Origin of the sequence: Vulcanococcus sp. DEBay_Sum22DG08_74, from assembly GCF_017852955.1 — a bacterium.
Classification (GTDB): Bacteria; Cyanobacteriota; Cyanobacteriia; order PCC-6307; family Cyanobiaceae; genus Vulcanococcus.
In genome coordinates, this window is record NZ_JAFMKL010000018.1 from 1 (window position 1) to 25559 (window position 25559).

General features: G+C 65.2%; 27 protein-coding genes. 15 read left to right on the forward strand and 12 right to left on the reverse strand.

The window, feature by feature from the left end; all coding sequences use genetic code 11:
* The first annotated feature begins 156 nt into the window (after positions 1-156).
* Positions 157-3021: an isoleucine--tRNA ligase gene (gene ileS, locus QZ184_RS03915; protein ID WP_296418263.1), complete on the forward strand. Its 2865-nt coding sequence runs from the start codon at positions 157-159 to the stop codon at positions 3019-3021.
* Here ileS and QZ184_RS03920 read toward each other — a convergent pair.
* A complete protein-coding gene (locus QZ184_RS03920; RefSeq protein ID WP_296418238.1) occupies positions 3018-3332 on the reverse strand; it encodes a hypothetical protein in 315 nt (104 codons plus the stop codon). The two genes, ileS and QZ184_RS03920, sit on opposite strands and share 4 nt — an antisense overlap.
* A 9-nt stretch (positions 3333-3341) precedes the next feature.
* Positions 3342-3959: a DUF3177 family protein gene (locus QZ184_RS03925; protein WP_010314528.1), complete on the reverse strand. Its 618-nt coding sequence runs from the start codon at positions 3957-3959 to the stop codon at positions 3342-3344.
* Positions 3960-4009: 50 nt separating this feature from the next.
* Between QZ184_RS03925 and QZ184_RS03930 the strand changes: the two genes are divergently transcribed.
* From QZ184_RS03930 to QZ184_RS03945, 4 genes are read left to right on the forward strand one after another with little or no spacing between them, the layout of a single operon-like run.
* Positions 4010-5284: an FIST N-terminal domain-containing protein gene (locus QZ184_RS03930; RefSeq protein WP_296418240.1), complete on the forward strand. Its 1275-nt coding sequence runs from the start codon at positions 4010-4012 to the stop codon at positions 5282-5284.
* Positions 5285-5293: 9 nt separating this feature from the next.
* Positions 5294-6004: a tRNA (guanosine(46)-N7)-methyltransferase TrmB gene (gene trmB, locus QZ184_RS03935; protein ID WP_296418265.1), complete on the forward strand. Its 711-nt coding sequence runs from the start codon at positions 5294-5296 to the stop codon at positions 6002-6004.
* The gene (locus QZ184_RS03940) at positions 6001-7308 is read left to right on the forward strand and encodes an IctB family putative bicarbonate transporter (protein ID WP_296418242.1); all 1308 of its coding nucleotides are present in this window, start codon (positions 6001-6003) and stop codon (positions 7306-7308) included. Before trmB ends, QZ184_RS03940 begins: the two co-directional genes overlap by 4 nt.
* Positions 7301-8260 carry a BadF/BadG/BcrA/BcrD ATPase family protein gene (locus tag QZ184_RS03945; RefSeq protein ID WP_296418243.1) on the forward strand — a complete coding sequence of 320 codons (960 nt, stop codon included), beginning with the start codon at positions 7301-7303 and terminating at the stop codon, positions 8258-8260. Before QZ184_RS03940 ends, QZ184_RS03945 begins: the two co-directional genes overlap by 8 nt.
* On the opposite strand, the gene glmM is transcribed toward QZ184_RS03945, so the two are convergent.
* Positions 8239-9615 (reverse strand): phosphoglucosamine mutase, encoded by a 1377-nt coding sequence (gene glmM / locus QZ184_RS03950; RefSeq protein ID WP_296418267.1) that lies wholly within the window; start codon positions 9613-9615, stop codon positions 8239-8241. The two genes, QZ184_RS03945 and glmM, sit on opposite strands and share 22 nt — an antisense overlap.
* A 97-nt stretch (positions 9616-9712) precedes the next feature.
* Between glmM and QZ184_RS03955 the strand changes: the two genes are divergently transcribed.
* Entirely contained in the window at positions 9713-11728 is a 2016-nt protein-coding gene (locus QZ184_RS03955; protein WP_296418245.1) for a transglycosylase SLT domain-containing protein, read from the forward strand.
* A 9-nt stretch (positions 11729-11737) separates the two neighbouring features.
* Here QZ184_RS03955 and QZ184_RS03960 read toward each other — a convergent pair whose 3' ends face one another.
* Positions 11738-12265: a hypothetical protein gene (locus QZ184_RS03960; RefSeq protein WP_296418248.1), complete on the reverse strand. Its 528-nt coding sequence runs from the start codon at positions 12263-12265 to the stop codon at positions 11738-11740.
* Positions 12265-12693 (reverse strand): NIL domain-containing protein, encoded by a 429-nt coding sequence (locus QZ184_RS03965; RefSeq protein WP_010314511.1) that lies wholly within the window; start codon positions 12691-12693, stop codon positions 12265-12267. Before QZ184_RS03965 ends, QZ184_RS03960 begins: the two co-directional genes overlap by 1 nt.
* An 84-nt stretch (positions 12694-12777) precedes the next feature.
* Between QZ184_RS03965 and QZ184_RS03970 the strand changes: the two genes are divergently transcribed.
* Together QZ184_RS03970 and thyX are read left to right on the forward strand one after the other, a co-directional pair.
* Positions 12778-13317 (forward strand): thioredoxin domain-containing protein, encoded by a 540-nt coding sequence (locus QZ184_RS03970; protein ID WP_296416448.1) that lies wholly within the window; start codon positions 12778-12780, stop codon positions 13315-13317.
* 54 nt (positions 13318-13371) lie between these two features.
* A complete protein-coding gene (thyX, locus tag QZ184_RS03975) occupies positions 13372-14094 on the forward strand; it encodes an FAD-dependent thymidylate synthase (protein WP_010314505.1) in 723 nt (240 codons plus the stop codon).
* Positions 14095-14097: 3 nt separating this feature from the next.
* Here the strand turns inward: thyX and dcd are convergent, their stop codons facing one another.
* Together dcd and QZ184_RS03985 are read right to left on the reverse strand one after the other, a co-directional pair.
* Positions 14098-14691, reverse strand: a complete 594-nt coding sequence (dcd, locus tag QZ184_RS03980) for a dCTP deaminase (protein WP_010314503.1) — start codon at positions 14689-14691, stop codon at positions 14098-14100.
* Positions 14691-15269: a cob(I)yrinic acid a,c-diamide adenosyltransferase gene (locus tag QZ184_RS03985; RefSeq protein WP_296416446.1), complete on the reverse strand. Its 579-nt coding sequence runs from the start codon at positions 15267-15269 to the stop codon at positions 14691-14693. The genes dcd and QZ184_RS03985 overlap by 1 nt, the downstream gene beginning before the upstream one ends.
* A 117-nt stretch (positions 15270-15386) precedes the next feature.
* Here QZ184_RS03985 and rph point away from each other — a divergent pair, with 117 nt between their 5' ends.
* The 4 genes from rph to QZ184_RS04005 all read left to right on the forward strand — a co-directional run bounded on the left by rph (position 15387) and on the right by QZ184_RS04005 (position 18617).
* Positions 15387-16121: a ribonuclease PH gene (gene rph / locus QZ184_RS03990; RefSeq protein ID WP_296418250.1), complete on the forward strand. Its 735-nt coding sequence runs from the start codon at positions 15387-15389 to the stop codon at positions 16119-16121.
* Positions 16122-16185: 64 nt separating this feature from the next.
* Entirely contained in the window at positions 16186-16926 is a 741-nt protein-coding gene (ntcA, locus tag QZ184_RS03995) for a global nitrogen regulator NtcA (RefSeq protein ID WP_029626096.1), read from the forward strand.
* 75 nt (positions 16927-17001) lie between these two features.
* Positions 17002-18183, forward strand: a complete 1182-nt coding sequence (locus QZ184_RS04000) for a DUF3084 domain-containing protein (protein ID WP_296416444.1) — start codon at positions 17002-17004, stop codon at positions 18181-18183.
* Complete coding sequence (locus QZ184_RS04005; RefSeq protein WP_296418252.1) at positions 18180-18617, forward strand: resolvase; 438 nt, start codon at positions 18180-18182, stop codon at positions 18615-18617. Before QZ184_RS04000 ends, QZ184_RS04005 begins: the two co-directional genes overlap by 4 nt.
* Here the strand turns inward: QZ184_RS04005 and QZ184_RS04010 are convergent.
* The 4 genes from QZ184_RS04010 to psbH are packed head-to-tail and all read right to left on the reverse strand — an operon-like array spanning position 18614 to position 19975.
* On the reverse strand, positions 18614-18871 hold the full coding sequence (locus QZ184_RS04010; protein ID WP_296418254.1) for a DUF3146 family protein: 258 nt from the start codon (positions 18869-18871) through the stop codon (positions 18614-18616). The genes QZ184_RS04005 and QZ184_RS04010 overlap by 4 nt on opposite strands.
* 6 nt (positions 18872-18877) lie before the next feature.
* Positions 18878-19510: an aminoacyl-tRNA hydrolase gene (pth, locus tag QZ184_RS04015; RefSeq protein ID WP_247476314.1), complete on the reverse strand. Its 633-nt coding sequence runs from the start codon at positions 19508-19510 to the stop codon at positions 18878-18880.
* 8 nt (positions 19511-19518) lie between these two features.
* Positions 19519-19770 carry a TatA/E family twin arginine-targeting protein translocase gene (locus QZ184_RS04020; RefSeq protein WP_296418256.1) on the reverse strand — a complete coding sequence of 84 codons (252 nt, stop codon included), beginning with the start codon at positions 19768-19770 and terminating at the stop codon, positions 19519-19521.
* Between the two features lie 4 nt (positions 19771-19774).
* Complete coding sequence (gene psbH, locus QZ184_RS04025) at positions 19775-19975, reverse strand: photosystem II reaction center protein PsbH (protein ID WP_010314489.1); 201 nt, start codon at positions 19973-19975, stop codon at positions 19775-19777.
* Positions 19976-20061: 86 nt separating this feature from the next.
* Here psbH and psbN point away from each other — a divergent pair, with 86 nt between their 5' ends.
* The gene (psbN, locus tag QZ184_RS04030; RefSeq protein ID WP_010314488.1) at positions 20062-20202 is read left to right on the forward strand and encodes a photosystem II reaction center protein PsbN; all 141 of its coding nucleotides are present in this window, start codon (positions 20062-20064) and stop codon (positions 20200-20202) included.
* On the opposite strand, the gene QZ184_RS04035 is transcribed toward psbN, so the two are convergent.
* Entirely contained in the window at positions 20199-23177 is a 2979-nt protein-coding gene (locus QZ184_RS04035) for an alpha-mannosidase (RefSeq protein WP_296418259.1), read from the reverse strand. The two genes, psbN and QZ184_RS04035, sit on opposite strands and share 4 nt — an antisense overlap.
* A 100-nt stretch (positions 23178-23277) precedes the next feature.
* Between QZ184_RS04035 and QZ184_RS04040 the strand changes: the two genes are divergently transcribed.
* Together QZ184_RS04040 and QZ184_RS04045 are read left to right on the forward strand one after the other, a co-directional pair.
* A complete protein-coding gene (locus QZ184_RS04040) occupies positions 23278-23397 on the forward strand; it encodes a photosystem II reaction center protein I (protein ID WP_010312075.1) in 120 nt (39 codons plus the stop codon).
* Positions 23398-23483: 86 nt separating this feature from the next.
* Positions 23484-25559, forward strand: a 2076-nt coding sequence (locus QZ184_RS04045; RefSeq protein WP_296418261.1) for a DUF3769 domain-containing protein, incomplete at its 3' end; no start/stop codon positions are given.

The window sequence follows — 25559 nt, forward strand, 5'->3', positions numbered from 1 at the left end:
GTGGAGGAGCTGATCGAGGCCTCCAGCCCCCAAGCGGGATAATCGACCCTTGCTGCCCCAAGCGCTGTGACCGCCAGCACTGCTTCCGAGTCCTCCGCCAACGCCGGGCAGATTTCCTACAAGGACACCCTGAACCTGCTGAAAACGCCCTTCAACATGAGGGCCAATTCACAGGTGCGCGAGCCCGAGATCCAGGCGTTCTGGGCTGAGCAGCGGCTCTATGAGCGCCTGAGCGAAGAGAACACAGGTCCCTGCTTCACCCTCCACGACGGGCCGCCCTACGCCAACGGCGCCCTGCACGTCGGGCACGCGCTGAACAAGATCCTCAAGGACATCATTAATAAGACCGCCCTGCTGCAGGGCAAGCGGGCTCGCTTCGTCCCCGGTTGGGACTGCCACGGCCTACCGATTGAGCTGAAGGTGCTGCAGGGGCTCAAGAGCAGCGAGCGGGCCGAGCTCACCCCCGTCAGCCTGCGCAAGAAGGCCCATGCCTACGCCCTCGAGCAGGTGGAAGGCCAGAAGGCTGGTTTCCGCCGCTGGGGCATCTGGGCCGACTGGGATCAGCCCTACCTGACCCTGCAGAAGGACTACGAGGCCGCCCAGATCGGGGTGTTCGGAGCCATGGTGCTGGCCGGTCACATCTACCGGGGCCTCAAGCCGGTGCACTGGAGCCCCAGCTCCCGTACGGCCCTTGCTGAAGCCGAGCTCGAGTACCCCGACGGCCACAGCTCCCCCAGCGTGTTTGCCGCCTTCCCTGCTGTGGAACTGCCCAGCGAGCTGGCCGGCACCCTCGAGCAGGCGGGCCTGAGCCCCGCACAAGCCACGGCCAAAGGCGGCCTAGCTGTCGCCATCTGGACCACGACCCCCTGGACGCTGCCGGCCAACCTGGCGGTCTCCGTCAATGAACGGCTCGACTACGCCATCTGTGCCATTGAGGCCCAGGGCGACAACCCCGCACCAGCCGCCAGCCACCTGGTGGTGGCCGCCGAACTGCGGGAAAGCCTGGAAACCAGCCTGGGCCTGACCCTCAAACCCCTGGTCAGCGTCAAAGGGAGTGCTCTTGAAGGCCTGCAATACCGCCATCCCCTGCTGGAGCGCACCAGTCCGGTCGTGATCGGCGGGGACTACATCACCACCGAAGCAGGCACCGGCCTGGTCCACACCGCCCCGGGCCATGGCGTCGACGACTTCAATACCGGCCGCAAGTACAAACTCCCGGTGCTCTGCCCGGTGGATGAGGCCGGGAACCTGACGGCAGAAGCCGGCCCCTTCGCCGGCACCAATGTCCTCAAGGACGCCAACCCGACGATCATCAGCGCCCTGGAAGAGACGGGCCTGCTGCTGAAGCAGGAGCGCTACGAGCACCGCTACCCCTACGACTGGCGCACGAAAAAGCCGACGATTTTCCGCGCCACCGAGCAGTGGTTCGCCTCGGTGGAGGGCTTCCGCCAGGCCGCCCTCGATGCCATTGCCCAGGTGGAGTGGCTGCCGGCCAGCGGCCGCAACCGCATCGAAGCGATGGTGAGCGAGCGGGGGGACTGGTGCATCAGCCGTCAGCGCACCTGGGGTGTGCCGATTCCCGTCTTCTATCACCGTGAAACCGGTGAGGTGCTGCTCAACGAAGCCACCCTCAGCCACATCCAAGGGCTGATCGCCGAGCACGGCGCCGATGTCTGGTGGGAGCGCGACGAAGCCGGGCTTCTACCTGAGACCTACGCCGCTGAAGCCAGCCAATGGCGCAAGGGCACCGACACGATGGATGTCTGGTTTGACTCCGGCTCCTCCTGGGCCGGCGTGCTCGGCGGCATCGAGGGCGCCAGCAGCCGCGCACCCCAACTCCACTACCCCGCTGATCTCTACCTCGAGGGCAGCGATCAACACCGCGGCTGGTTCCAAAGCAGCCTGCTCACCTCCGTTGCAGTCAACGGACACGCCCCCTACAAGCGGGTGCTCACCCACGGCTTCACCCTCGATGAGAAGGGCCGCAAGATGAGCAAATCCCTGGGGAACGTCGTCGATCCGGCGGTGCTGGTCTCGGGCGGCAAGAACCAGAAGCAGGAACCGCCCTACGGCGCCGATGTCCTTCGGCTCTGGGTGAGTTCCGTCGACTACTCCGCCGACGTCCCCCTGGGCCCCGGCATCGTCAAACAGCTGGCGGACGTCTACCGCAAGGTCCGCAACACGGCGCGCTACCTGCTGGGCAACCTCCACGACTTTGATCCCAGCAAAGACGCCATTCCCTACGAAGAGCTCCCGCTGTTGGATCAGTGGATGCTGCAGCGCACCGCGTCCTTGATTGACAGCGTCAGCGGAGACTTCGAGCGCTACGAGTTCTACCGCTTCTTCCAGGCCCTACAGAACTTCTGCGTCGTCGATCTCTCGAACGTCTACCTGGACATCGCCAAGGATCGCCTCTACGTCAGCGGCGCCAACGACTTCCGCCGCCGCAGCTGCCAAACGGTTCTGGCGCTGGTGGTCGAGCGGCTCGCCGGCCTGATCGCCCCAGTGCTGTGCCACATGGCGGAGGACATCTGGCAGAACTTGCCCTACTCCGTTGCCGAGACCTCAGTGTTTGAGCGGGGCTGGCCCACGGCACCCGAGCAATGGCGCAACAGTGCCCTTGAGCAACCGATGACCCAGATCCTGGAGCTGCGCGCGCTGGTCAATCGGCAACTGGAAAGCTGCCGCAGCGCCGCCAAGCTGGGGGCCTCCTTGGAAGCGCAGGTTCAACTGAGCCTCGGCGAAGGGAGCGAGACAACCCAGGCAGCCCTCACCTGGCTGGAGAACAGCACCCACCCCAAGGTCGACAACCTGGCGGATTGGCTCCTGGTCTCGGCCTTGGAAATCGGCGGCTCAAACCCCGAAGCCGTGCTGGCCGAAGCCAGTGAGAACGGCATCACCGTCCAGATCCGCAAAGCGGCCGGTCAGAAGTGCGAGCGCTGCTGGCACTACGAGAGCGACATTGGCGAGCACGCTGCGCACCCGACCCTCTGCGGCCGCTGCGTCGAGGTTCTCTCTTAAAGCCAGGCGGATGGGTCGAGGTAAGTCTCGGCTCCGGAGGCGCGCGCGAGGCACTGCTCGGCCTGTGGGTTGAGCGGGCTCTGCAGCAGCTCGGCCTGCTCGATCCGGGCTGCCTCAGGCAGCAGGGGCTGATCAGGATCGAAATCCGTGGGGTGGGAGACGCTGCTGGAGAAGCCACGGAAGATCAGCAGCTCAAACGGCTCCCATCCCTCATCCACCGGCAAAGCCCCCCGCAAACGCAGGACCCGATCAGCCCGGCTTCGGCTGATCTCCTCCAACTGCAGCAGCAGTTCAGCCACGCTGATCGCCATCGGTCCGACCTAGAAGCCGCCTGCGACCCGGCCCTGCTTGGGCAGGCGCACGATCAGCCATTGCAGAAGGCCAACGCCATAGGCCACGAGGGAGACGTAGCCGACAAAGGCAGCGATGGCCGCGGTCCAGCTGCCACCAAAGACGAAATCAAAGAAACCGGCGACTCCGCCATGGAGATCATCGGGGGCCTCGAGCCAAACCCTGCAGATCGGACGGGTCAATCCGCCACCAACGCAGTTGAGGGCCACGGCACTCAAGGCCGCACCAAGCAGGCCGAACACCGTGAGCCCCCAACGCCAGGCGCGCACCACAAAGGGCAAAGGGCGCCAGGGGGGCAAGTCCGCCAACTCCTCGTTGAGATCCACCCAGAACCAGACGCTGATCACCACCAGCAGCTGGGAGAGGACCGCCAGCAGATAACCCAGGGGACGGTTGTCCGTCAGCAGCAGCACCGTGATCAGCAGCAGGCTGGCGACCTTCCAATAGATCCCCATCAAGCGGGTGAGCGCCTGCTCCCGCTTCAATGCCGACCAAATCAGCAGCACCAGGGGCAACCCCAGGGCAAAAACCGCAGCCAAGCGGTAATCCAGCCAGACGAGGGTGCGATAGAGCAGCAGATCTGGCACTCAGCAACAGGCAGTCAGTGGTCATTATCCAGCGGCTGTAAGGTCCGCCGATGGCCTGGACCGCTCGCCTCTCTTCGTTGTTGCCCTGGCGACAAGCGCCGCAGCAGGCGCAGTGCACCACGGCACTGAGCTGCGAACCCGCCCTCGAAGCCGCCATCGCCGATCTGGCACAACAGCTCAAACAGGCCGGTCAACGGGGTCCGGCGGACCTTGGTCTGGTCTTCTGCGCCAGCGCCTATGCCAGCGATCTGCAGCGGTTCATGCCCCTGCTGAAGCAGGCCATCGGAGCCCAGCACTGGCTGGGGTGCTGCGGCGGTGGCGTGGTCGGCACCAACACCGAGGGATTGGCCCAGGAGCTGGAACACCAGCCCGCCATCAGCGTGACCCTGCTCACCCTGCCCCAGACGCAGATCGAGCTCTTCAGCCTCAACAGCGAGTCCTTGCCTGATCTCGACGGATCCCGGCAGAGCTGGATCGACTGGGCCGGGGTCGACCCCAACGGCGGGCATTCCATGCTTCTGCTCCTGGATCCCACCTGTACGTCGATCAACGACGTCATCAGCGGTTTGGACTTCGCCTACCCCGAGGCCCAAAAGATCGGAGGCATTGCCGGACAACACAGCGCCCAGCACGGCTCACTCTTGATCGGCGATGACGTCGTCGATGGTGCCGTTGGCTGTTTGATCAAAGGGGACTGGCGCCTTGATCCGGTTGTCGCTCAGGGCTGCAAGCCGATCGGCCCAGTCTTTGAAATTGAGCAGGCCGAACGCAACGTGCTGCTGCGTCTCAGCCATGACGGGGAAGCCGACACGCCCGTGGCCTGCCTGCAAACAATCCTCAAGGGCCTCTCTCCAGAGGAGAAGGAGCTCGTGCGGCACTCGCTGTTTTTAGGGGTGGCCAAAACCAACTTCCAGCTGCCCAGCGATGGCGCCCCGGCATCAGGGCCAGCGGTCCTGGTCCGCAACCTGATCGGCGTCGACCCACGCACCGGTTCCGTGGCGGTGGCCGAGCGGCTGCGGGTGGGGCAGCAGGTGCAGTTTCAATTGCGGGACGCCGAGACCTCCAGACAGGAACAACAGCAACTCCTGGGGCAACAGCGAAGCCGTAACGCCGAGCCAATGGCCGCACTGCTCTTTGCCTGCCTAGGCCGCGGGGAGGGGCTCTACGGCTCCCCCAATGGCGATGTGGACGGATGCCGTCAACAATTCCCTGCTGTTCCCATCAGCGGTGCCTTCTGCAACGGCGAGATTGGCCCGGTCGCCGGTGCAACCCACCTGCATGGCTACACCGCCAGCTGGGGCTTTCTGGTGCCGAACACTCCCTGACTTCCGATGGTGCGCCAACACGTCAACCCGCTGAGCCGCTTCTTCCAGTTGCCGCTGGAGCTGCCCCCACCCCAGGAGCTGTTCAGCGATCCAGGCCAACCCGTGCACCTCGACATTGGCTGTGCCCGGGGCCGCTTTCTCCTGGCGCTGGCCCAGCAGCAACCCGAGTTCAACCACCTGGGGGTCGAAATCCGGCGCGCCCTGGTGGCCGCAGCGGAAGCGGACCGTCAGCAGCTCGGCCTCGGCAACCTGCACTACCTCTTCTGCAACGCCAACATCAGCGTTGAGGGTTGGCTGACGGCATTGGCTCCGGGTCAGTTGGATCTGGTCTCCATCCAATTCCCCGATCCCTGGTTCAAAAAAAGGCACCACAAGCGACGGGTCCTGCAGCCTGCGCTGCTGCTGGCCATCGCCGCGGCCCTGGAGCCGGGTAAGCGGCTCTTTATGCAGAGCGACATTTTGGACGTCATCGAACCGATGGTCGCCGTCACCGAAGCGAGCGGCTGCTTCAGCCGACCGGCAACTGACGCCCGCCCCTGGCGGGCAGACAACCCCCTGCCCGTGCCAACCGAGCGAGAGACCTACGTCCTCGAGCAAGGGCTACCGGTCTACCGAGTGCTCTATGAACGCAACGAAACGCCGTTGCCGAGCCTCCAAGAGCTGGAGCAACAGCTCGAAGCCGCCGATAATCCCGAGACATCAACCCACCCCTCGGCATGAGCGCAGGATCGGCGCCATCCACCCCCTGGCTGTTGCGTTGGCAGGGGATCTTGGGCGACGCCAGCGAGGGGCCCCTGGGATCACGGTTGAGCCTGATCGCCGGAAGCGTGCTCTGCGTGCTTCTGGCCGCAATGCCCTTCGTCACGCGGGCAGGCCTCAGCCTGCTGATCCTCGCGTCGGGATTGCTCTGGCTGGTGTGGTCGCTCTGCCTCCCCGCCGGTCGCATCGGCCGCATCAGCGGTTGGCTCCTGCTGATGCTCGGCATCGCCGTTCTGGCCACAGGGTTTTCACCGGTCACCCCAGCCGCGTTCAAAGGTCTGCTGAAGCTGATCAGCTATCTGGGGGTCTACGCCCTACTGCGGCAGCTGCTCGAGCAGGCGCCGCTCTGGTGGGATCGGCTCGTGGCAGCCCTCTTGGGGGGTGAGCTGCTCAGCAGCGTCCTCGCCATACGGCAGCTCTATGGCGACACCAGTGAGCTGGCCCGCTGGGCCGATCCCAACTCCGTCGCCGACGGAACGATCCGGGTCTACGGCCCCCTGGAGAACCCGAATCTGCTGGCGGGCTACCTGATCCCGATCCTGCCCATTGCCTTGATCGCTCTGCTGCGCTGGCGCTCATGGCCCCAACGCCTCTTTGCAGCCAGTGCCCTGCTCTTGGGCAGTAGCGCCCTCTTCCTCAGCTACAGCCGGGGCGGCTGGCTTGGGATGGTGGCAGCCCTCGGCGTTGCGGTCCTGCTGCTGGTGCTGCGGCAGACGCGCTATTGGCCGCCCCTCTGGCGCCGTCTCTTCCCCCTGCTGCTGATCGCGGTAGCCGTCTGCGTGCTGGTGGTCGCCGTGACGCAAATCGAGCCCCTACGGATCCGGGTGATGAGCCTCGCGGCAGGCCGCGGGGATAGCTCCAACAACTTCCGCATCAACGTCTGGCTCGCCGCCATCGAGATGATCCAGGAGCGGCCCTGGCTGGGGATCGGCCCCGGCAACAGCGCCTTCAACCTGATTTATCCCCTTTATCAACAGCCGAAGTTCAATGCCCTGAGCGCCTACTCGGTGCCGCTCGAGCTGCTGGTGGAAGGAGGCATCCCCAATCTCATCGCGGGGCTCGGTCTGCTCTTCGCCAGCCTTAGGGCTGGCCTGAGCCAACTCAAAGGCGAGTCCAGCTGGGCCCTGCCGGCCCTGGCCGCCGTGGCCGCCATCGCTGGCCTCTGCATCCAGGGCGCGACCGACACGATCTTCTTCCGGCCCGAAGTGCAACTCACCGGCTGGTTCTGCCTGGCCACCTTGAGTGCCAGCAGCAACGATGGCTGAAGGGCAGCTGCTCGCTGGCTTTGATGCCGGACAAACCCACACCAGCTGCAAACTGGCTCGACTGACGAGCACGGGAGCGCTGATCCCCATCGCCCTGGGCCAGGGTCCGGGGGTTCGGCATCTGGCCGCACCGGGCGGTGAGGCCTGTTTCCAGGACGCTCTCCAAACGAGCCTGCACGATGGACTGATGCAGGCCGGGCTGGGCGGCGAGCAGCCCCTCGCCGCAGCCGGAGTGGGGGCCAGCGGCATTGAGAGGGGCAGCGCCGTCCAAAGCCAAGGGGAGGCCTTGGCGGCCGCCGCCCTAAACCTTCCCCAGCCCGCTGTTCAAGTCAGCGGTGATGAGCACACCGCCCTGCTGGGCGCCCATGGCGAGGCCCCTGGCGTGCTCGTCATCAGTGGCACGGGCTGTATTGCACTGGGTCAAACGAGCTCCGGACACTGGCATCGCACGGGCGGCTGGGGCTGGCTGCTGGATGGGGCGGGCTCGGCGATGGATCTCGGCCGGGACGGCTTAGCGATCAGCGTGCAGATGGCCGATGGACGGCTGAACGAGACCTCCCTCAAGCACCAGCTCTGGCAAGCCCTCGGGGTCAGCACCCCGCAAGAGCTCAAGGCCGCCGTCGTCGCCGAAGGGTTTGGCGCGGCCGGCTTTGCCCGGCTAGCTCCCGTGGTGGACGCCTGCGCCGCAGGCGGCGATGACCACGCCCAACGCATCGTTGAACGTTCAGCGCTGGCCCTCAGCCAGATGGTGCGCACCATTGCCTCCACCCTCGAGCTGCAAGCTCCGCGGGTCTGTTGCAGCGGCGGCGCGCTCACACACTTGGGGACACTGCGCCGCGCCTTCGCCGCGGACCTCGAGCAACGCTGCCCCGGTGCCGCCTTGGTGGCCCCCAAGGGCGATGCCTGTGATGGCGCCCTGCAACTGGCCGTTCAGGCGGCGTTGAGGTGCTGATCGGCGAGTTCCGCCAACTGGCGACTCCAATGGTCGACATCAGCCTGCTCAGCCGCCTCCACCATCACCCGAAGCAACGGCTCGGTACCGCTGGCCCGCACCAACACACGCCCAGTACCGTCCATCGCCGCTTCCGCAGCCTGCACAGCCTCAAGCAGCGGCGCGCAGCTCTCCCAACCGGTGCGCCTGCTGCGATCCGGAACGGTGACATTCACCAGCTTCTGGGGATAGGGCTGGAAGCTGCCATCGAGCCAGTCGCTCAGGGAACCCCCCTGGGCCTGAATCAATCGCGCCACCTGCAGCGCCGTCAGCAGACCATCACCACTCATGCCGTGGCGGGCCGAGAGGATGTGACCGGATTGTTCACCGCCCAGGGACGCGCCGAGTTGCTCCATGGCGGCATGCACGTATTGATCACCGACGGCAGTGCGCTCCAGCACGCCACCTCGCGCTTGCCACGCACGCTCAAAGCCAAGGTTGCTCATCACCGTCGCGACAATCCGGTTGTCCGGTAGGGCCCCCTCGGCCATCAAGGCCTGGCCCCAGAGGTAGAGGATCTGATCGCCATCGACGACCCGACCACGGCCATCGACCGCGAGCATCCGATCGGCATCGCCATCAAAGGCAAAACCCATGGCCGCCCCCTGGGCGATCACCTCCGCCTGGAGAGCCTCGAGATGGGTGCTGCCGCAGCCCTGGTTAATCCGGGTCCCATCGGGCTGGCCATGGAGCACCGTGACCTCAGCGCCCAACTCACGGAAGACGCGTTCACCGCAGCTGGTCGCCGAACCCCAGCAAAGATCCAGCACCACCTTGGCGCCATCCAACCGAGCTGAACCCACGCTCTCCAGCAGGCGCTGGCGGTAGTCGTTCAGCAGATCCGGGCGCTGCACAAGCCGTCCATTGGCGCTGAAGCCGCCCAGCACATCGCCGCTGCCATGCAGACCCGCTTCGATCTCGGCCTGCTGCTGCTTGGCCAGCTTGGCCCCGCAGGCTCCAAAGACTTTGATGCCGTTGTCATGGGGCGGGTTATGGCTGGCCGACACCATCAGGCCGCCACTGGCTCCGAGCTGACGAATGGCGCCGGGAACGGCGGGTGTGGGACAAAGGCCGATATCCAACACCTCACGGCCTGCTGCGGTCAGCCCAGCGGCCAAGGCGGCCACCAACATCGGTCCGCTGCTGCGGGAATCCATCCCCAACACGACCGGACCACCGGCGGGGAGGACCCGGCCGCACCAGTAGCCAACCTGCAGGGCCAGGGCGGGCGTGATCACCTGCCCAACCCGGCCGCGGATGCCATCGGTTCCAAAACTCGCCGTACCAGAAGGGAATGGCGCCCCAAGCGGAGACATGGCGAGCTGATGGGTCAAGGCTCGCGGCAGGTTACGCCTGGTTTGCGATGCAAGCGGGGCGCATCTCACCAAGAATGCGCAGAGTTATCCCACTGCTTTGGCCCAGCGCCCCCAATCCGCTGAAAGACGCCAAAGCCTTCTTGGCACAGCACTGCTTGGTCTCTGCTGCCTGGGAACGGGCGTTGCCCTGGCCGCCGGGCGGCAGGTTCTGGTGCAGCTGGCTCCGCCCCTCACCCCCAACAGCAGCGCAGCCGAGCTGACCCGCAGCCGCAAACACAGCCTCGATCCAGACCGGCGCCGGGATGCGGCACTGCTGCTGAGTGCTCAAGCCAAGAGCAGCCCTGAAGAGCGGCGCCATTGGCTCCAGGGCCAGGGCTGGGGCAACCACCGCAACAACAGAGTGCTGGCGGCGATCAGCCTCAAACGCGCAGCCCTCGCCGCCCAAGCGAGTGGACGCCCCCAGGAAGCCCAGGCCCTCTGGGCAGAACTGCTGCGGCGCTTTCCGCAGGAACCCGCCAGTGCCGATGCCCTCTATGCCCTGGGCCGGCAGCAACCCAAGTTGCGGCTGACGCTGCTGGAGCGCTTTGCCGCCCACCCGGCGGCCCTGGCGGCAGCCCTCGAAGCAGGCGATGCCCTGCACCTCGCCCGCTGGGGTGCCCGCTGGCCCGGTGCCGAAGCGCTCCTGCTGCAAACCTGCGAGACCCGTGCCGCTGCGCTCAGCGCCGAAGACAAGCAGCTGCTCGCCGCGGGGCTCGCGCAACTGGGACGGAGTGAAGCCGCCCTGCGCTGCCTTGGGAACACGCCCGCCACAGCAGAACTACAGCTGCGCCTGGCTCAAACCCTGCTGCGGGGGAACCGCGCGCAACAGACGCAGGCCGAAGACTGGCTCTTGCGCCTCGCCCAGAGCGAAGGCCCGCAGGGTGCAGAGGCAGCACGCCTCTTGGCGCAATCTCCTGCAGCCGGCGCAGTGGAACGTCTCCAACAACTGCCACCAACCCTCCAGGACAGCGCCCCGGTGCAGGCCCGTCTCGCCGAAGCGGGACAGGTCGATCCGGCCACCGTGCTCAGCCGCTGGCCCAATGACCCAGCCAGCTGGGAACTCCAGTGGAGCGAGGCGCGCAAGGCCTTGCTGCAGCGGGACTGGCGCCAAGCGAGTGGCTGGCTCAACCAACTGGAGAGCGCCAACCTGCCCGCACCCTTAGCGGCGCGCCAGTTGTTCTGGCGCGGCTGGAGTGCCCAGCAGCAGGGGGACCAGGCGAGCGCGGAGCAGTTCTGGCGGCAAACCCAACGGAGCCAACCCCTGGGCTATTACAGCTGGCGGGCCAGCGAACGCCTGGGACAGTCCCACCAGGAACTCAGCAGCACAGAGCCGCTTCAGCCCTGGCAACCCCTGGCCAGTGGTGACACACGCATCGATGCCCTTTGGCAGCGGGGGCAGGCACTGGAGGCCTGGGAAAGCTGGCGCACCAAGCAAGGGGGCAGGTCCCCCAGCCGACCTGAGGAGTTTCTGATCGAAGGTCGACTGCGCACGGCAATCGGCGATGACTGGACCGGACTCGGACAACTCGAGCGGGCCAGCTTTCGCCTGCCCCAGATCGGCTGCCGGGGACAACTGGATCGGGAACGGCAGCTGCACCCCCGGCGTTTTGGCGCAGAACTGGGCACCGCCAGTGAAGCGACGGGTGTCGATCTCGCCCTCTTGCTGGCGGTCGCCAAGCAGGAATCCCGCTTCAGCCCAAGTGTGCGCTCAGGGGCTGGAGCCAGTGGCCTGCTGCAACTGATGCCAGCCACCGCCAGCGAACTAGCGGGCGAACCCCTGGACCATCAGGCCCTGATCGATCCAGCCCGCAACGCAGCCCTGGGGGCGGCCTACCTCAAACAACTGCTCAGCAGCACCGGGGGCAACCTGTTCCAAACCATCGCCAGCTACAACGCTGGCCCCGGTGCCGTCGCCAGTTGGCTCAACTCTCGGGGCTTTGATCTGCAGCGCGAACCGGAGCTCTGGACCGAGGCCATCCCCTACCCCGAAACCCGGCTGTACACCAAAAAAGTGCTGGGCAACTACTGGAGTTACCGGCGGCTCGCAGAGAGCGCCGAGACCCTCTGCCGCTGATGCCGGCCCCTAAGCAAAGACGAACCCGAGATGGGTATAGAGGGAGCGGCCCACCAGGATTCCCGCCAGGACCCAACTGCAGAGCACAAAGGCTCCAAGCAGGGGCGCCGGTGCAATCCGAAGCCGGGTGAGATCAAGCCGGGCGAGCAAGACCGCCGAGGCCAAGACCAACACCTCAGAGAGCACCGACAAGTGCAGGAGGTAAAGGCCCCCGGTGATCACCACCAGCAAGGTCACTACCAGGGTCAGCGCCTTACTGGCCGCCATCAACTGCGAGAGCTCCCGCAGAAGCAGATCGGGCATGGTGCAGAGCACCACCACCAGCAGCGCCTGCATGCACTGCAGCGGCCAGAACCAAGGGCCCGCGAACTCCTGCTGCACCGGCGTGCTGGCCTGGGTGAGCAACTGCGGAGAGACATCAGCCCAGTGCAGTCCCATAAAGGCACTGACAGCAAAGAGCACCAGCAACATCGGTGCCCGCAGCGGCAGGACCAGGAAGCGAAGAACAGCAGTCACAGGGCGCATGGACAGGCGCATCACTGGGCAGCGCCCACAGCTTGATCCAACACCAGGGCGATCGCTTCAAACGGACACGAGGGGATGCATTGCTCGCAGACCAGGCAGCGCTGCGCGTTGAACTCCAGTCGCCAGTGGGGAGCGGTGAAACTCAGGGCACCACTCGGGCAAACGCTGCTGCAGATGCCGCAGTCCACACAACGCTGGGGATCAATCGCGATCTCACCGGAGGCCCGGTTCAAGCCCAGACCTTGCCCCTCCAACCACTGCTCAGCGGCATCGAGATCATCGATGTCGCCGGAGAGCTCCACCACCATCGTTCCGCTCTGGTTCGGAGCGATCTGCGCCCGCAGAATCTTGGCGGCGATATCAAATTCGACCGCAAGGCGATAGGTAATCGGCTGATGCACCGCCTCCCGCGGGAAGTGAAGGGTGATGCGGCGTTTCAAGGGCGCAACTCAGCCACCGTCAGGGTATCGACGCGGAATGGGAACAGCCCTGGCAGATTGGCGCCAAGGATCAACACACCACCTGTGGACAGCAACACGGCAGCCCTGGGACGGCGCGAGCGCATGCTGCTGGCTGCAGTGGCCGCCCTTCTGGCCTTAGGGCTCTTCCTTCTGCGCGGCGGGCTCTCACCGGCGGCGCCCCTGGAGAAGCTGGCCCGCCAGTCGCTGGAGCCCGCCGTTGCCCTCAGCAATGGCCGGCCCAGCGTGGTCGAGTTCTACGCGGACTGGTGTGAGGCCTGCCAAGCCATGGCCCCAGCGATGGAGAAGGTCGAGAGCCAACACCACGATCAACTCGATGTGGTGCTGCTGAACGTCGACAACCCCCGCTGGCAACCGGAGGTGGATCGCTACGACGTCAACGGCATCCCGCAGCTGGAATTCTTCGATGCCAGTGGCACCCGCGTGGGCCGCGCCGTCGGCGCCCGCAGCCAAAGCGAATTGGAAGCCCTGACTGAAGCCTTGGTGGCAGGCACCCCCTTACCGGCCATGGCGGGCGTTGCCGAGACCAGCGTCCTGCCGCAAGCGGAGGCGACCACCATGGCAGGCCCCCGCAGCCACAGCTGAGTCCCCCAAAGCCCGTTACCCTGCAGCACCAGCTCCCCACGCCATCGCCCGCCCATGAAACGCTTTCGGGTTGAGCTGATTGCAGCGACCCCCAACCCCCAGCAGTGCGTCTATGCGGGGATGCACCAGGACTACAGCGAAGGGTTTGTGGCGGCCGATCGCGCTGAATGGCCCGATGAGACCAAGGCCGGCGAGATCTGCGTCAAACGTCTCCTGGCCGGAGAGCGCGGTCACTACGGTCCGCTGGAGCACGCCCAGATCGTGCTGAACGTGGGCTGGTTCCCCCACTCCGTGATGCAGCAGGCCCGCACCCACCGGGTGGGCGTGAGCTTTGACGTCCAATCCATGCGCTACACCGGCGAGCGCATCTGCCGGGCCGCCAACGGCGAGCTGGAACTCGAAGAGGTCTTCTACCTCCGCCCCGAAGGGCAGTACAGCGATCGGCAAGGCAAGAAGTACACCTACAGCGCAGACGAGCGCGCCAAGGATCTCGCCCTCTGCCAAGCCGCGGCCGAGCGCTATCGCGACATGCTCGCGGCGGGGTTCGCCGAGGAGCATGCCCGGGGCATCCTTCCCTTCGATTACCGCCAGCACTTCGTGGTGAGCTTCTCGCTGCGGGCGTTCCTGCACTTCATGGACCTGCGCGCCAAGCTCGATGCCCAGGAGGAAATCCGGGTGCTCTGCGATCTGATGTGGCCCCACCTCCAGGCCTGGGCCCCAGAGATCGCGGCTTGGTACGAGAAGACCCGCCTGCACAAGGCGCGCCTGGCCCCTTAGGGCTCAGACCTTGGCCAAGGTGACCCGCTCGGGCTGGTGCTGGTACTTGCCAGCCCGGTCCTTGTAGGTCGTCTCGCAGGGATCGCCCTCGAAGAAGAGCAGCTGGCAAATGCCCTCGTTGGCATAGATGCGGCAGTCCGCGCCGGAGGAATTGCTGAACTCCAGGGTCAGGTGACCTTCCCAACTGGCCTCAGCTGGGGTGGTGTTGACGATGATCCCCAGGCGGGCATAGGTGCTCTTGCCCAGGCAAATCACGGTGATGTTGGGAGGGACGCACATCTTCTCGAGCGCCACACCCAAGCCGTAGGAGTGGGCCGGGAGGATGAAGTACGAGCCGTCCTCGTCCTCGTGCAGGGGCACCGGCTCCAGGTTGGCGGGGTTGAAGCGCTTGGGATTCATGATCGTTCCGGGGACGTGCCGGAAGATCAGGAACTCCTGCGGGGAGAGGCGCAGGTCGTAGCCGTAGGACGAGCAGCCAAAGCTGAGAACCGGCTTTTCGCTGTTCTCCGGATCGAGATGGCGAACCAGCTGCGGCTGAAAGGGCTCGAGCATGCCCAAGGCGGCCTGCTCGTTGATCCAACGGTCGTTTTTGAGCATCAGAAACCTCGGCGCAGCTGGGTGACCTGATCGGCCATGGCCAACAGAGCGGTGGGCATGGAGGGCCCCGTCAGGATCACATCCAGGTGGGACGGCCGCTGCTCCAGGGCTGAAACGACCTCCGCCTCGGACAAGTAGCCCAATTCGACGGCCAGGCCCAACTCATCGAGCACCAACTGATCCAGCTGACCGCTCAGCAGCTGCTCACGGGTGTACGCCCAGATCTCGCGCACAGCCTCGACATCGGCCTGGGAGGCCGGCACGGGCTCAGCCAGGCAACCCGCCACGGCTGGCCTCAGCCACTGAAGGCGGCCACAGAGCCACACACTGCGCTCCAGACCCTGATCGACCCCACCTTTGAGGAATTGGCTCACCAGAACGCGGCTACCAAGCCCGGCACTGCGCAGGGCCTGACTGAACACCCCACTGAAGCTGCCGCGGAAGGGAGCGGTGTGCACCTGAAGCTGCCCCTCCTGCTGGGCCGCCAGGCGCACGCTGCGAGCGGGGGCCGACGCCGGGACCACAGCCAACGGACGCAGGTGTCCAGCACGGGGAGTGGCTGCAATGCTGGCCGTCATCGAGTGCATGGCTGCCGCTTGGGATCCTGAATGTAGCGGCGTTAGGCCGTCCGGCAAGCAACAAGCACTACCTGTAGTGCAAACACCCGTACCATCGAGGCACTGAGCCAGCCCGCGATGAGCAGCACCCAACCCAGGCGGGACGGCCGCAGCGCAACGGACCTGCGCAGCACGCGCTTCGCTTGGGATCCGATGGGCTTCGCCCTGAGCTCCGTCACGGTGTACACGGGCAAGACGGCGGTGATCTGCAGCGTTTGCTTAGAGGAGGGTGTTCCGAAGTGGCGTAAAGGCTCCGGCAAGGGCTGGCTGAGTGCCGACTACCGGCTGCTCCCCGCCAGCACCCCCAGTCGGCAGCCACGGGAGCTAATGAAACTCTCCGGTCGCACCCAAGAAATCCAACGCCTCATCGCCCGCAGCCTCAGGGCCTGCCTGGATTTGGAGGTTCTGGGGGAGCGGACCCTGCAAATCGACTGTGACGTCCTTCAAGCCGATGCCGGCACCCGCACCGCAAGCATCACTGGAGCCTGGGCCGCCTTAGCCCTCGGCCTGCAACGCCTGGAGCAGCGCGGAGTGCTGGAACGATCGCCCCTGGTGGGGCAGGTGGCGGCGGTTTCCGTTGGCCTCGTGGATGGCGCCGCACTCCTCGATCTCGACTACAGCGAGGACAGCCGAGCAGAGGTCGATCTGAACGTGGTGATGAATCAAGAGCAACATTTGCTCGAAATTCAAGGCACTGCCGAGGGCGCACCCTTCAGTCGCCAACAGCTTTCCAGCCTGGTTGACCTAGCGGAAAGCGGCATCGATCAACTGATGCAGGCCCAGAAGCAGGCCTTGGCAGAGGCAGCAAATTAGTTTCAATGGCTACAGGGCGGCCCTGGACTGATCCGTAGGTTCCAGGCAACTCAGTCGCGCTGAAATGGTCGTGGCAACGCAAGGATTCAGCCGCTACTCCCCTAGCCCTACGACCGGTACGTCAGTGATCGCACCGATCGCGGGGAGTCCCCTGCCGCCCAATGCCACGCTGCTGGATGTCATCCGGGGCCTGAGCGGTAGCACCACCGAGATCGTTGAGCGCGGCAAAACAATCTTTTTCCCCGGCGACCCCGCCGAAAAGGTTTATCTGCTGAAGCGGGGTGCGGTCCGGCTCTCCAGGGTCTACGAATCCGGCGAGGAAATCACCGTGGCACTGCTGCGGGAGAACAGCCTCTTCGGCGTGCTGTCTCTACTCACGGGCCAGCGTTCGGACCGCTTCTATCACTCGATTGCCTTTACTCGCGTCGAGCTGGTGACGGCTCCCGCCACCTCCGTCCGCAAGGCGATCGAACAAGACCCGGCGGTTGGTCTACTGCTTCTGCAGGGTCTCTCCTCTCGGATCCTGCAAACCGAGACCATGATCGAAACCCTCACCCACCGCGACATGTCCTCGCGACTGGTGAGTTTCCTGCTGGTGCTGTGCCGCGACTTTGGTGTACCCAGCAGCGAAGGAATCACGATCGACCTGCGCCTCTCCCACCAGGCCATCGCCGAAGCAATCGGATCGACCCGCGTCACGATCACCCGTCTCCTGGGCGACCTCCGCAACGACGGCCTAGTGCAAATCGACCGCAAAAAAATCACCGTCTTCGATCCGTTGGCCCTCGCCAAACGCTTCAGCTAAACGGCTGAACTGGTGGCCGATCCCAGCTGCGTTCCAAGCCACCGCAACCGATACTGATCGTCGTCGCCCAACGTCGTGTCCGGCTGGATCCTGATCCTGGCGTTGCTGATCCTCGGGGGAGTGCTCTCCACCCTGGGGGATCGCTTGGGATCCAAGGTCGGCAAGGCGCGGCTGAGCCTGTTCCGGTTGCGGCCCAAGAAGACCGCCGTGGTGATCACGGTGCTGACCGGCAGCTTGATCAGTGCCATCTCCCTCGGGCTGATGCTGCTCGTCAGTGATCGCTTGCGCACGGGGCTCTTCGAACTCGATCAGATCGAACAGCGCCTGCGGGACAGCCGCGATGCCCTGAGCTCAAGTCGCAAGGACCTGGCCCAAAGTCGGAGCGCCCTGCGCAGCGCAGAGAACGAGCGCAGCGAGGCCCAACGCCAACTCAAGGTGGTGGCCGAGCAGGCCAGCCGGCTGCAGAAGGAACTGGCTCCCCTGATGGAGCAACGCAAACAACTGGAGGCCGAGCGCGACCGCCTCAGCCGTGACATCGCCGCGAAGGATTCCGATCTCCAGCGCAACCGCACTGAGCTCGCCAAGCTCAACAGCAAGATCAAAAGCAGCAGCCAAGAGCTCGAGCGTCTCGAACGCAACCTGATTGCCCTACGTCAGGGTGATGTGGTGATCAGCAGTGGCCAAATCCTGGAGGTGGCCAAGGTGCGGATCGAGAAGCCAAGCCAGGCCCGAGACGTGATCCACGCCCTGCTGCAGCGCACGAATTTGAACGTCTACCAGCGCGTGCTGCCAGGCGAAACACCGAACCGTCAAATCCTGTTGGTGCCGCGCAGCGACATCAGCAAATTGGAGACCACCCTCAGCAAACGAGGCGAGTGGGTCGTGAGTCTGATCTCAGCGGCCAATGTGCTCAAAGGGGAGCGTCAGGTCGTGGCATTCCCGGATGTCAGACCCAACAAACGGGTGGTGCGTAGTGGAGAACAACTGGCCACCACCGTGCTGGAGGCCGATGAGCGCTCCCCGGATCAGGTGCGTAGCCGTCTGAACCTGCTCCTGGCAGCAGCCTTTACCCGAGCGCAACGTCAAGGGGCCCTGGCCAACGGCCTGCAATTTGACCCAGCACGCCTCAATCAACTGGCTGAGGCCCTCGTCAACCGCCCCCTGGGCGAGACCGCCAAGCTCGAGGCCGTCTCCAGAGGCAACAGTGATCTGGCCGACCCGATTGCCGTCGACATTCGCTGGCAGCGCCCGCAATGACTTGGATCGGACTCGATCCCGGCCGCAGCAAATGCGGCTTGGTGCGCTCTGACCACAGCACAGGCCAGGTCGACGTCGCGGCCGTGCTCTCCCCGGAAGAGTGCTTCAAGCAGATTGCGATCTGGCGAGAACGTCCGGGTCTTGAGGGTGTTGTGCTCGGCGATGGCACGGGCAGCAAGCACTGGCAGCGGCAACTCAACGACCTGGGCCTGGCTATCCAGGTCATCCCTGAAGCGGGAACCACCCTGGCCGCACGAGCCCGCTACTGGCAGCTGGAGCCCCCAAGGGGCTGGCGGCGATTGCTTCCCGAGGGCCTGAGGTTGCCCCCACGGGACTACGACGATGTCGTGGCTCAACTCTTGCTGGAGCGCCATTGGGGAACGGAGCTCAAGCGGGAACCTGGCTTGGTCGTCTTGCGCCAGCTCGCTGCCTAAAACTTGGCCCGCACGCTGAAGGCGTAGTCCCCACCCGCCTCCAGCTGGTAGTCCGTTTTCAACAGGAAGCGCAGCAACGCGTCCTGGATCAAGGCCCGGCCCAGGGAGGGCTCCACCTGCAGCTCGCCGCGGTCAAAGAACCAGGCGAACGTCCACTCGAACCCTCCAGCGCTGACCTCACCCTCCAGCACCCGCTGGCTAAAGCTTTGGCGCAGCACCCGCAATTGCGCCGTTGTCGTGGGGAGGCGACTCACGCGGACTCAGGCAGTGGGTTGCTCGACCAGCTTGGCGGCAGAGGGAGCAACAAAACCGTTGAGCCTGTTACCAGCCCGCTCAAACCCCAGGCGCTGAATCAGATCCAGACCAGCCAAGACCTCATCGATGACCTCCTCGAGCACCGGCTGTTCGGCGACGGCAAAGCGGCCGAGGACGTGGCCGACAGTGCGCTGCTTACGCTCCACCGGATTCAAGGCCGGAGCGCCAATCCCGATGCGCAAGCGGGGGAACTCTTGGCCACCGAGATGGGCAATGGTGCTGCGCAGACCGTTATGCCCGCCAGCACCGCCCGAGAGCCGCAGGCGCAAGCGACCGAGGGGGAGATCCATGTCGTCCACCAGGATCAGCATCTGGTTGGGCTCGAAGCCAAACCAATCGAGAGCAGCACGAATCGAACGACCGCTGTCGTTCATGTAGGTCTGAGGCATCAACAGACGCAGGCGTTCAGCACCCTGTCCCACCTCCGCGGCGAGGGCGTGGAGCTTGGACTGCTGCTTAAAGCTGCTGTTTTGACGCTTGGCCAGCTGCTCCAGCGCCATAAATCCGACGTTGTGGCGGGTTCCGGCGTACTTCTCGCCCGGGTTCCCTAAACCAACAACAAGACTCAGGGGAGTCATGGAGTCCTTCAACCGGCCGCTTGCTCGTCGTCGGCCTTGAGTTGAGGCTGGGGCTCAGCAGAAGCCTGGGTGACTTCCGCTTCCACCGTGTCGACCGCCTTTCGGAACTCCTGCTCGAATTCCTTCGAGGCGGACTGAAAACCCTTCAGGGTTTTTCCAAGGGTGCGACCCAATTCGGGTAAGCGCTTGGGACCGAACACCAAGAGACCCACGGCGGCAATCACCGCCATCTCAGGCAATCCGATCCCAAACACGTTCATCGGATCAGCCGATGCCGTTCCAGTTGACGGTGATGCCGTCGAGGATCAGGGACTTGTTGTACAGCTGGAGGATCACCAGCAGGAACACCAGGAACAGGGCCATGAACACGCCCATCACGGGGGTCGTGCCCCAGCCGGGCACAACCTTGCCGTACTCGGAGTTCAGGGGGCGAAGCAGATCTCCCAGGCGGGTGCGTTGAGCCATGTCGGGCTGTGCTCTCTGGCAAGGAGTAGGTCTCGTTACTGTAAGGGGCCTGGCCGCCTGAGCGGCTGGCCCCGTCGAGAGTTGTGATGGAAACCACCTCCCCAGCCATGTCCGTGGCACTGGCCGTCTTGGCTGTGCTGCTGGGCCTCACCGGCTTCGGGATCTACACCGCCTTTGGTCCTCCGTCGAAGCAGCTCAGCGACCCCTTTGACGACCACGACGACTAAACCAGCTCTAACGCGACGACCTGCCAGGGCTTGAGCACAAGAGCTCCGCTCTGCCAGGTCTCAGCATTCCCCCGGCGCCAACGCCGTGGCGAGTCCAGCGTCCAGCTCTGTCGCTGAGGGCTGAGGTTCTGCAGCCTCAGCGCCAGCTGCCCTGGGGTTGAGCCGGGCCTGCAGCTGAGCACGCGGATCTGGGGATTGGCTGGACCCATGCCCTCCATCAAGTCGATCGGAGCGAAGACCTCCGCCTGCTGGGCCGCCTTTTGGGCCGGGCGAATCCAAAGCGGTTCTCGAAAACGCTGCGCCAAACGAGGCACCCCGGCCGACGCCCACCCGGCTGCACAAGGGACCAACGCGAGCCGAAGCCGTTGGTGTCCGTTATCGGCCGAGGGGTCAGGCCAGGTGGGTGCTCTAAGCAAGGAGACCCCCAGCTGATCGGGGGTGGCGGAGACGCCCTGGGGCCCATCCAGCAGCACCGCCAGACCACCCGCTCCAGCCTTCGCCTGACTGGCCAGCCAACTGATGGCCGTCACTTCCCAGCGCGCCTGCTCCCTAGCCGTCAGGGGCTGGGCCGGCCGCTCGAGAACCCCCGCAGAGGTATCCGCGGCATAGCGCTGAGCAACCTGCGCCAAGGGCAATTCCAGCCGCAACAGCTCATGGCGCTGACGCCAATCGACCGTCAAAGCCAGCTCCAGATACGGCGAGGCGGCCCGCAGCTGAATGTCGAGTCGAAGCGTGCTTTGGCCGCAGCGGCCGCGGACGACAAAGCGGCAACAGAGCGGTCCCTGCTCCACCAGTTCCGGTGCTCCCTGCCAAGTCAAAGGCAGCGGCTGCTCGCGGTAGTCCGCCGCAATGTCCCAGGCATCCCAAAACTCGCCCTGATCGCTCCAACGGCGCCATTGCAAAGGGCCCGAGAGTTGGGGCACACCATCAGCTCCCCAGAGCTGCTGAACGCCGTCCGCCCCGATCTCGACGCGCACCAAGCCGTTGTCCAAGCGCCAGTGCCCAGCGCTCGCCTCGCACACAACCGGGTCTGTGATTGCTGCCGAGGCCCGCGGCAGCCCATCCGCGCGCTCAAGGGGAAGCGCCTGAACAGCCGAATCCAAGGGGAGCTGAACCCATGTCCCACCGGCTGGCCTCGCCTGACTGGGGAGCTGCTCCGGGGCCCCCTCGATGCACCAGGCGCCAGCGGGCAGGCGCAGGGTGACCCGCTCCGCAGGCTGGGGCTGGAGTTGCACCAGCCACCAAGGTTCAGCTCCGCCGCGCGCGGGGAGCAGCGCCTGCAGCCCGTGGTCGCGTCGACGGGCCGCCAGGCGCCGCGCTTGGCGCCACTGCGGTTCCGCCTGCTCAAACACCTCAGGGATTGAGGTGCCCGGAAGGATGTCGTGGAACTGCTGAAACAGCAGCGTCCGCCAGTCCGCACCGGGCTGCTCGCTGCCGCGGAGGTGCAGCAGGGCATGGACCCAATCGAGCTCCCGAAGCAAGCGCTCAAGAGTGCGGTTATGGCGCTTTTGATCCGGGCGGGTGGTTGCACAGCCGCGGTGCAGTTCGAGGTAGAGCTCGTCTCGCCAGACCGGCAATCGGCTCGCCAGGGGCTCCAGTCCCTCGAGATAACTGCGCAGGGTTCCGTGCTGCTGGGGGCAGGCCACGGGCTGCTGCTGCCAGAGGGCCAGCTGCTCCAGCATCTCGGCGGTTGGGCCACCGCCGTGGTCGCCAACCCCCGGGAGCCATAGGGCCTGATCCACACCCGTCGCCGCCTGCCACTGCTGGCGGTAGGTCTCCATCCCCTGGGGATCGCCGCCCGTACCGATGGGAGCCGTCGCCAGGGCCAACAGCTCCGAGCCGTCGGCGCTGCGCCAGCGAAACAGGCGATGGGGGAAAGGGTTGCTGCTGTTCCAGGCCAACTTGTGGGTGCAGAACCAACGCACTCCGCTCAGCTGGGCGATGGCAGGAAGCCCAGCTGCGAAGCCAAAACTGTCGGGCAACCAACAGAGCTCGTGTGTCCACTGGGGGAAGCGGCTGCGGCTGTAGGCCTGACCCTCCTCGAACTGCCGCAGCAGCGAGGGGACCCCAACCAAGACGCAATCGGTTTCCACCCAGGGGCCATTGACCGGCTCAAAACGACCCTCTGCCGCGGCCACTTGCAGGCGGGCAAAGAGCGCCGGACGGTGCTGCTCCATCCAGGCGTAGAGCGCCGGGGTGGAGTGGGCGAAGTGGAGCTCTGGGAAACGCTCCATCAACGTCAGGGCCGAATCGAAGGTGCGAATCGCCGCCTGCCAGGTGTCCGCCACCGGCCAGAGCCAGGCCAAATCCAAATGGGCGTGGCCCAAGAGATGGAAACCGCCAGGGGGGCGAGCCTGGGCCATCCGCGCCAACAGGTTGGGAAAGGCTCCCTTCTCGAGCTCTGGCTGCAACGCAGCCAAGGCGTCCCCAGAGAGACGCGAGGCACCGAGGGACAGAGCTTCGGCCGCCAGCACCCCAGCAGGGTCAGCGGGATCCGTCGGCTCCTGCTCGAGCCGGCTGTGGATCAAGGCCCCGTCGTCATGCAGCGGGGAGCGCAGCCGCAGCTCCAGCTGCAACGGCTGGCCTTCCCACCAAGGGGACGGCAGGGCCCAGCGGCAGGCGCTGTCGAACAGGTCGCCCTGGTGCACCAAGGCCCCATCGGCCCAGAGCTCCACGGCATCGGCCCACCAACAGAGGGCCAGACGGGCACGCCGATCACCGCGCTGAGCCACTTGCCAGGACTCAGGGCAGACCAGCTGCAGGCGCAGGCTGATCCATCGCCCGCCGCGCGGCCAGCTCAGCAATCCACGTTGATGCCAGTCGGGGCGGTGGCATGCACCCCAGGGGTCATCCAGGGCCAAAACGCTGTCTCCGTCTGGCGCCTGCACGCTCCAGAGCGGCAGCAGGTCCCAACGGGTTTGTGCCTGAAACGTTTCAATCCAGGAGCGAACAGCGCCCTCTGGCCCCTCTGACATCGGTCAACGCGTTCACGACCCATAGGATGATGCGGCTGCCGCCGGCTCGTTCAGGGCCCATTTGGCGCTTGTCACTCCCTGTCACCCGCCGGACAGACCCATGCTTGCCCTCAAGATCTCGGTTTACTCGGTCGTTTTCTTCTTTATCGGGATCTTCGTTTTCGGCTTTCTGGCCAGCGATCCCAGCCGTACGCCCAGCCGCAAAGACCTGGAGGAGTGATCCTCAGGTGGGCTGAGCAACCGGCACCACCTCGCCCTTTTTGACCAGTTGGCCGTGGCAAGATCGCGGCCTTACGCGACCCCTTGGTGACTCAGCTCCGGAAGAGACTGATCCAAGGGGTTTCTGCATGTTCCATTGCGGCCACCAGCCTGGTCCCTCTGGGTGCTGCCTGGGCGGCAGAGCCTGCAGCGGTCACCCCTGTTTCAGTGCTCACCAAGGCCAGCGCTGATCAGTCCCCACCTGTGGTGATCAAGCTGCTTGCCAACGAGCAGGGCTTTGATCAACGCATTAACCGTTTCGTCGCGCGAGGCGATGTCCAGATTGACCTGGCCGGGGGCCGGGTTCTGGCGGATCGGCTGGAATACGAGACCGCAACGCGCACCCTGCTGCTGAGCGGGCGCGTTCGCTTCCAGCGCGGTGAGCAGTACTTCCAGGCCAACAGCCTGCGCTACAGCCTGATCGAGAACAGCGGCGATGCCGATGCGGTCTACGGCGTCCTTGATTTCGACACCAGTGAGGTCGACTTCGATCTCAAGGCCTACCCCTCCGTCGCTCTGCCCTCGCTGAGCTACTGGCCAACCTCCAGCCCTTACGAGAAAGCGACGTTTGGAACGGCAACGCCAGAGCTGATTCGCAAAGGCCCCCGCGGAGAGATTCTGGTCAGTGCCGACTGGAGCAACCAAGCCAGCACTGCTGAGCTGGCGCTGACTCAATCGCCGCTCGAAAGATCCGGCGAATCACTGCTGCCGGGGTTAGCCCTCAACGGAGTCACCAGCCCCGAACAACTCCTGGGTCTACCGGAGCGCCCGGACCTCGCGGAGTGGCGCGTTCCACCGATTGCTGTTGCTCCTGCGGCTCAGTCGATGGCCTGCGCGCCACTGATCCCGCCCGTTCCGGATTGGCATCCCTATCCCCTTGCCGTCACGGCCTGGGGTTACGGACAAGCGATCGATGCCAACTTCGGCGACTCCTTCACCTTCAACGGGCGCTGGCGCCCGGAAAACGTCTGGGGCCTGAACTTCAACAAACGCCTGGTCGATGCGGGTCCCCTGGCCCTGGAATTTGACTCCAATGCCCTGCTGCACAAGACCAGCTGGCAGCCCGGCGGGGAGTTCAACAACAGCGAACCCTTTGCTCCGCTCCCCCCCCAAACCTTTGGGGAGTTCACTGCAGCCCTGGGTCTACGGGCATGGCTGCAGCCCTGGCTGAGTCTGGGTTTCTTCGAAGGCGTGAGCCTGCTCACAAGCAACAGCCTCTACGAGCAGACCTTCCGCGAGAACTATCAAACCTTCCTCAATTACTTGGGCTTTGAAGTCGAGGCCCTGGTCAAACCCCAGTGGTCCGTGGTCGGTCGCCTGCACCACCGCTCTGGTGCCTACGGCACCTACGGCGGCGTCAGCGAAGGCAGCAACGCGTATCTCGTCGGGGTTCGCTACCGCTACGGCCAATCCCAGCCGCCGCGGATTGCGCCGCTGATGCCTCCGGCGGCCGGCTGTCCTGGCGCACCAAGCCCAGAGGCCGAAGAGGACATGAAGCCCCTGGCCGATCAGCTGAACGCCGTGGCTGAGGCCAAGCCCTCCCAGGCCACCAGTGCCAGCCAACCCCCTGCACTGCCAGCCCTTTCGACTGTCCCAGCCGCGGAACTCGAGGCGGAACGGCACAAGGCGATCGAAGCCACAGTCGATCAGCGCGTGAGCGACCTCTACTACGTCCGCAGCTTGAAAGTGGAGCGGCGCGCGGGAACCCAGTTCATCAGCCGAGCCCAGGAAGAAGACGACTTCGGCACCGTGAAACCGAGTCAGTTGATGAATCCCAATGGGGATCAGAAACTGATCGAAGGCTTCATCAGTCGCTGGCGCTTTCAGGCGGCCCGCATCTGGATCACGCCGGAGGGATGGACCGCAAATCGCGCCGCCTTCAGCAACGACCCGTTCACGCCGGCCCAATCTTGGATCGACCTCGAGAGCGTCGTCGCTGTTCAAGAAAGCGATGAACGCACCAAGATCAGCGCCAAGCGCAGTCGCTTGATTCTTGAAAACCGTCTTCCGATTCCGATGCGGAAGAACATCGTCCTCGAAAAGGATCAACCCGCCGACAACCCTTGGGTCATTGCCGATGACGGCGTGGATCGCAGCGGCATCTACTTCGGCTACAACCTCAAA

Coding starts and splice junctions, on each gene's coding strand:
- QZ184_RS03985 (WP_296416446.1), bottom strand. CDS start 15,269: ATGACGGCCAGCATTGCAGCCACTCCCCGTGCTGGACACCTGCGTCCG.
- ntcA (WP_029626096.1), top strand. CDS start 16,186: ATGGTCGTGGCAACGCAAGGATTCAGCCGCTACTCCCCTAGCCCTACG.
- QZ184_RS04005 (WP_296418252.1), top strand. CDS start 18,180: ATGACTTGGATCGGACTCGATCCCGGCCGCAGCAAATGCGGCTTGGTG.
- QZ184_RS03930 (WP_296418240.1), top strand. CDS start 4,010: ATGGCCTGGACCGCTCGCCTCTCTTCGTTGTTGCCCTGGCGACAAGCG.
- glmM (WP_296418267.1), bottom strand. CDS start 9,615: ATGTCTCCGCTTGGGGCGCCATTCCCTTCTGGTACGGCGAGTTTTGGA.
- rph (WP_296418250.1), top strand. CDS start 15,387: ATGAGCAGCACCCAACCCAGGCGGGACGGCCGCAGCGCAACGGACCTG.
- psbN (WP_010314488.1), top strand. CDS start 20,062: ATGGAAACCACCTCCCCAGCCATGTCCGTGGCACTGGCCGTCTTGGCT.
- QZ184_RS04035 (WP_296418259.1), bottom strand. CDS start 23,177: ATGTCAGAGGGGCCAGAGGGCGCTGTTCGCTCCTGGATTGAAACGTTT.
- ileS (WP_296418263.1), top strand. CDS start 157: ATGAGGGCCAATTCACAGGTGCGCGAGCCCGAGATCCAGGCGTTCTGG.
- pth (WP_247476314.1), bottom strand. CDS start 19,510: ATGACTCCCCTGAGTCTTGTTGTTGGTTTAGGGAACCCGGGCGAGAAG.
- QZ184_RS03960 (WP_296418248.1), bottom strand. CDS start 12,265: ATGCGCCTGTCCATGCGCCCTGTGACTGCTGTTCTTCGCTTCCTGGTC.
- QZ184_RS03945 (WP_296418243.1), top strand. CDS start 7,301: ATGGCTGAAGGGCAGCTGCTCGCTGGCTTTGATGCCGGACAAACCCAC.
- thyX (WP_010314505.1), top strand. CDS start 13,372: ATGAAACGCTTTCGGGTTGAGCTGATTGCAGCGACCCCCAACCCCCAG.
- QZ184_RS04040 (WP_010312075.1), top strand. CDS start 23,278: ATGCTTGCCCTCAAGATCTCGGTTTACTCGGTCGTTTTCTTCTTTATC.
- QZ184_RS04020 (WP_296418256.1), bottom strand. CDS start 19,770: ATGAACGTGTTTGGGATCGGATTGCCTGAGATGGCGGTGATTGCCGCC.
- psbH (WP_010314489.1), bottom strand. CDS start 19,975: ATGGCTCAACGCACCCGCCTGGGAGATCTGCTTCGCCCCCTGAACTCC.
- QZ184_RS03920 (WP_296418238.1), bottom strand. CDS start 3,332: ATGGCGATCAGCGTGGCTGAACTGCTGCTGCAGTTGGAGGAGATCAGC.
- QZ184_RS03940 (WP_296418242.1), top strand. CDS start 6,001: ATGAGCGCAGGATCGGCGCCATCCACCCCCTGGCTGTTGCGTTGGCAG.
- dcd (WP_010314503.1), bottom strand. CDS start 14,691: ATGCTCAAAAACGACCGTTGGATCAACGAGCAGGCCGCCTTGGGCATG.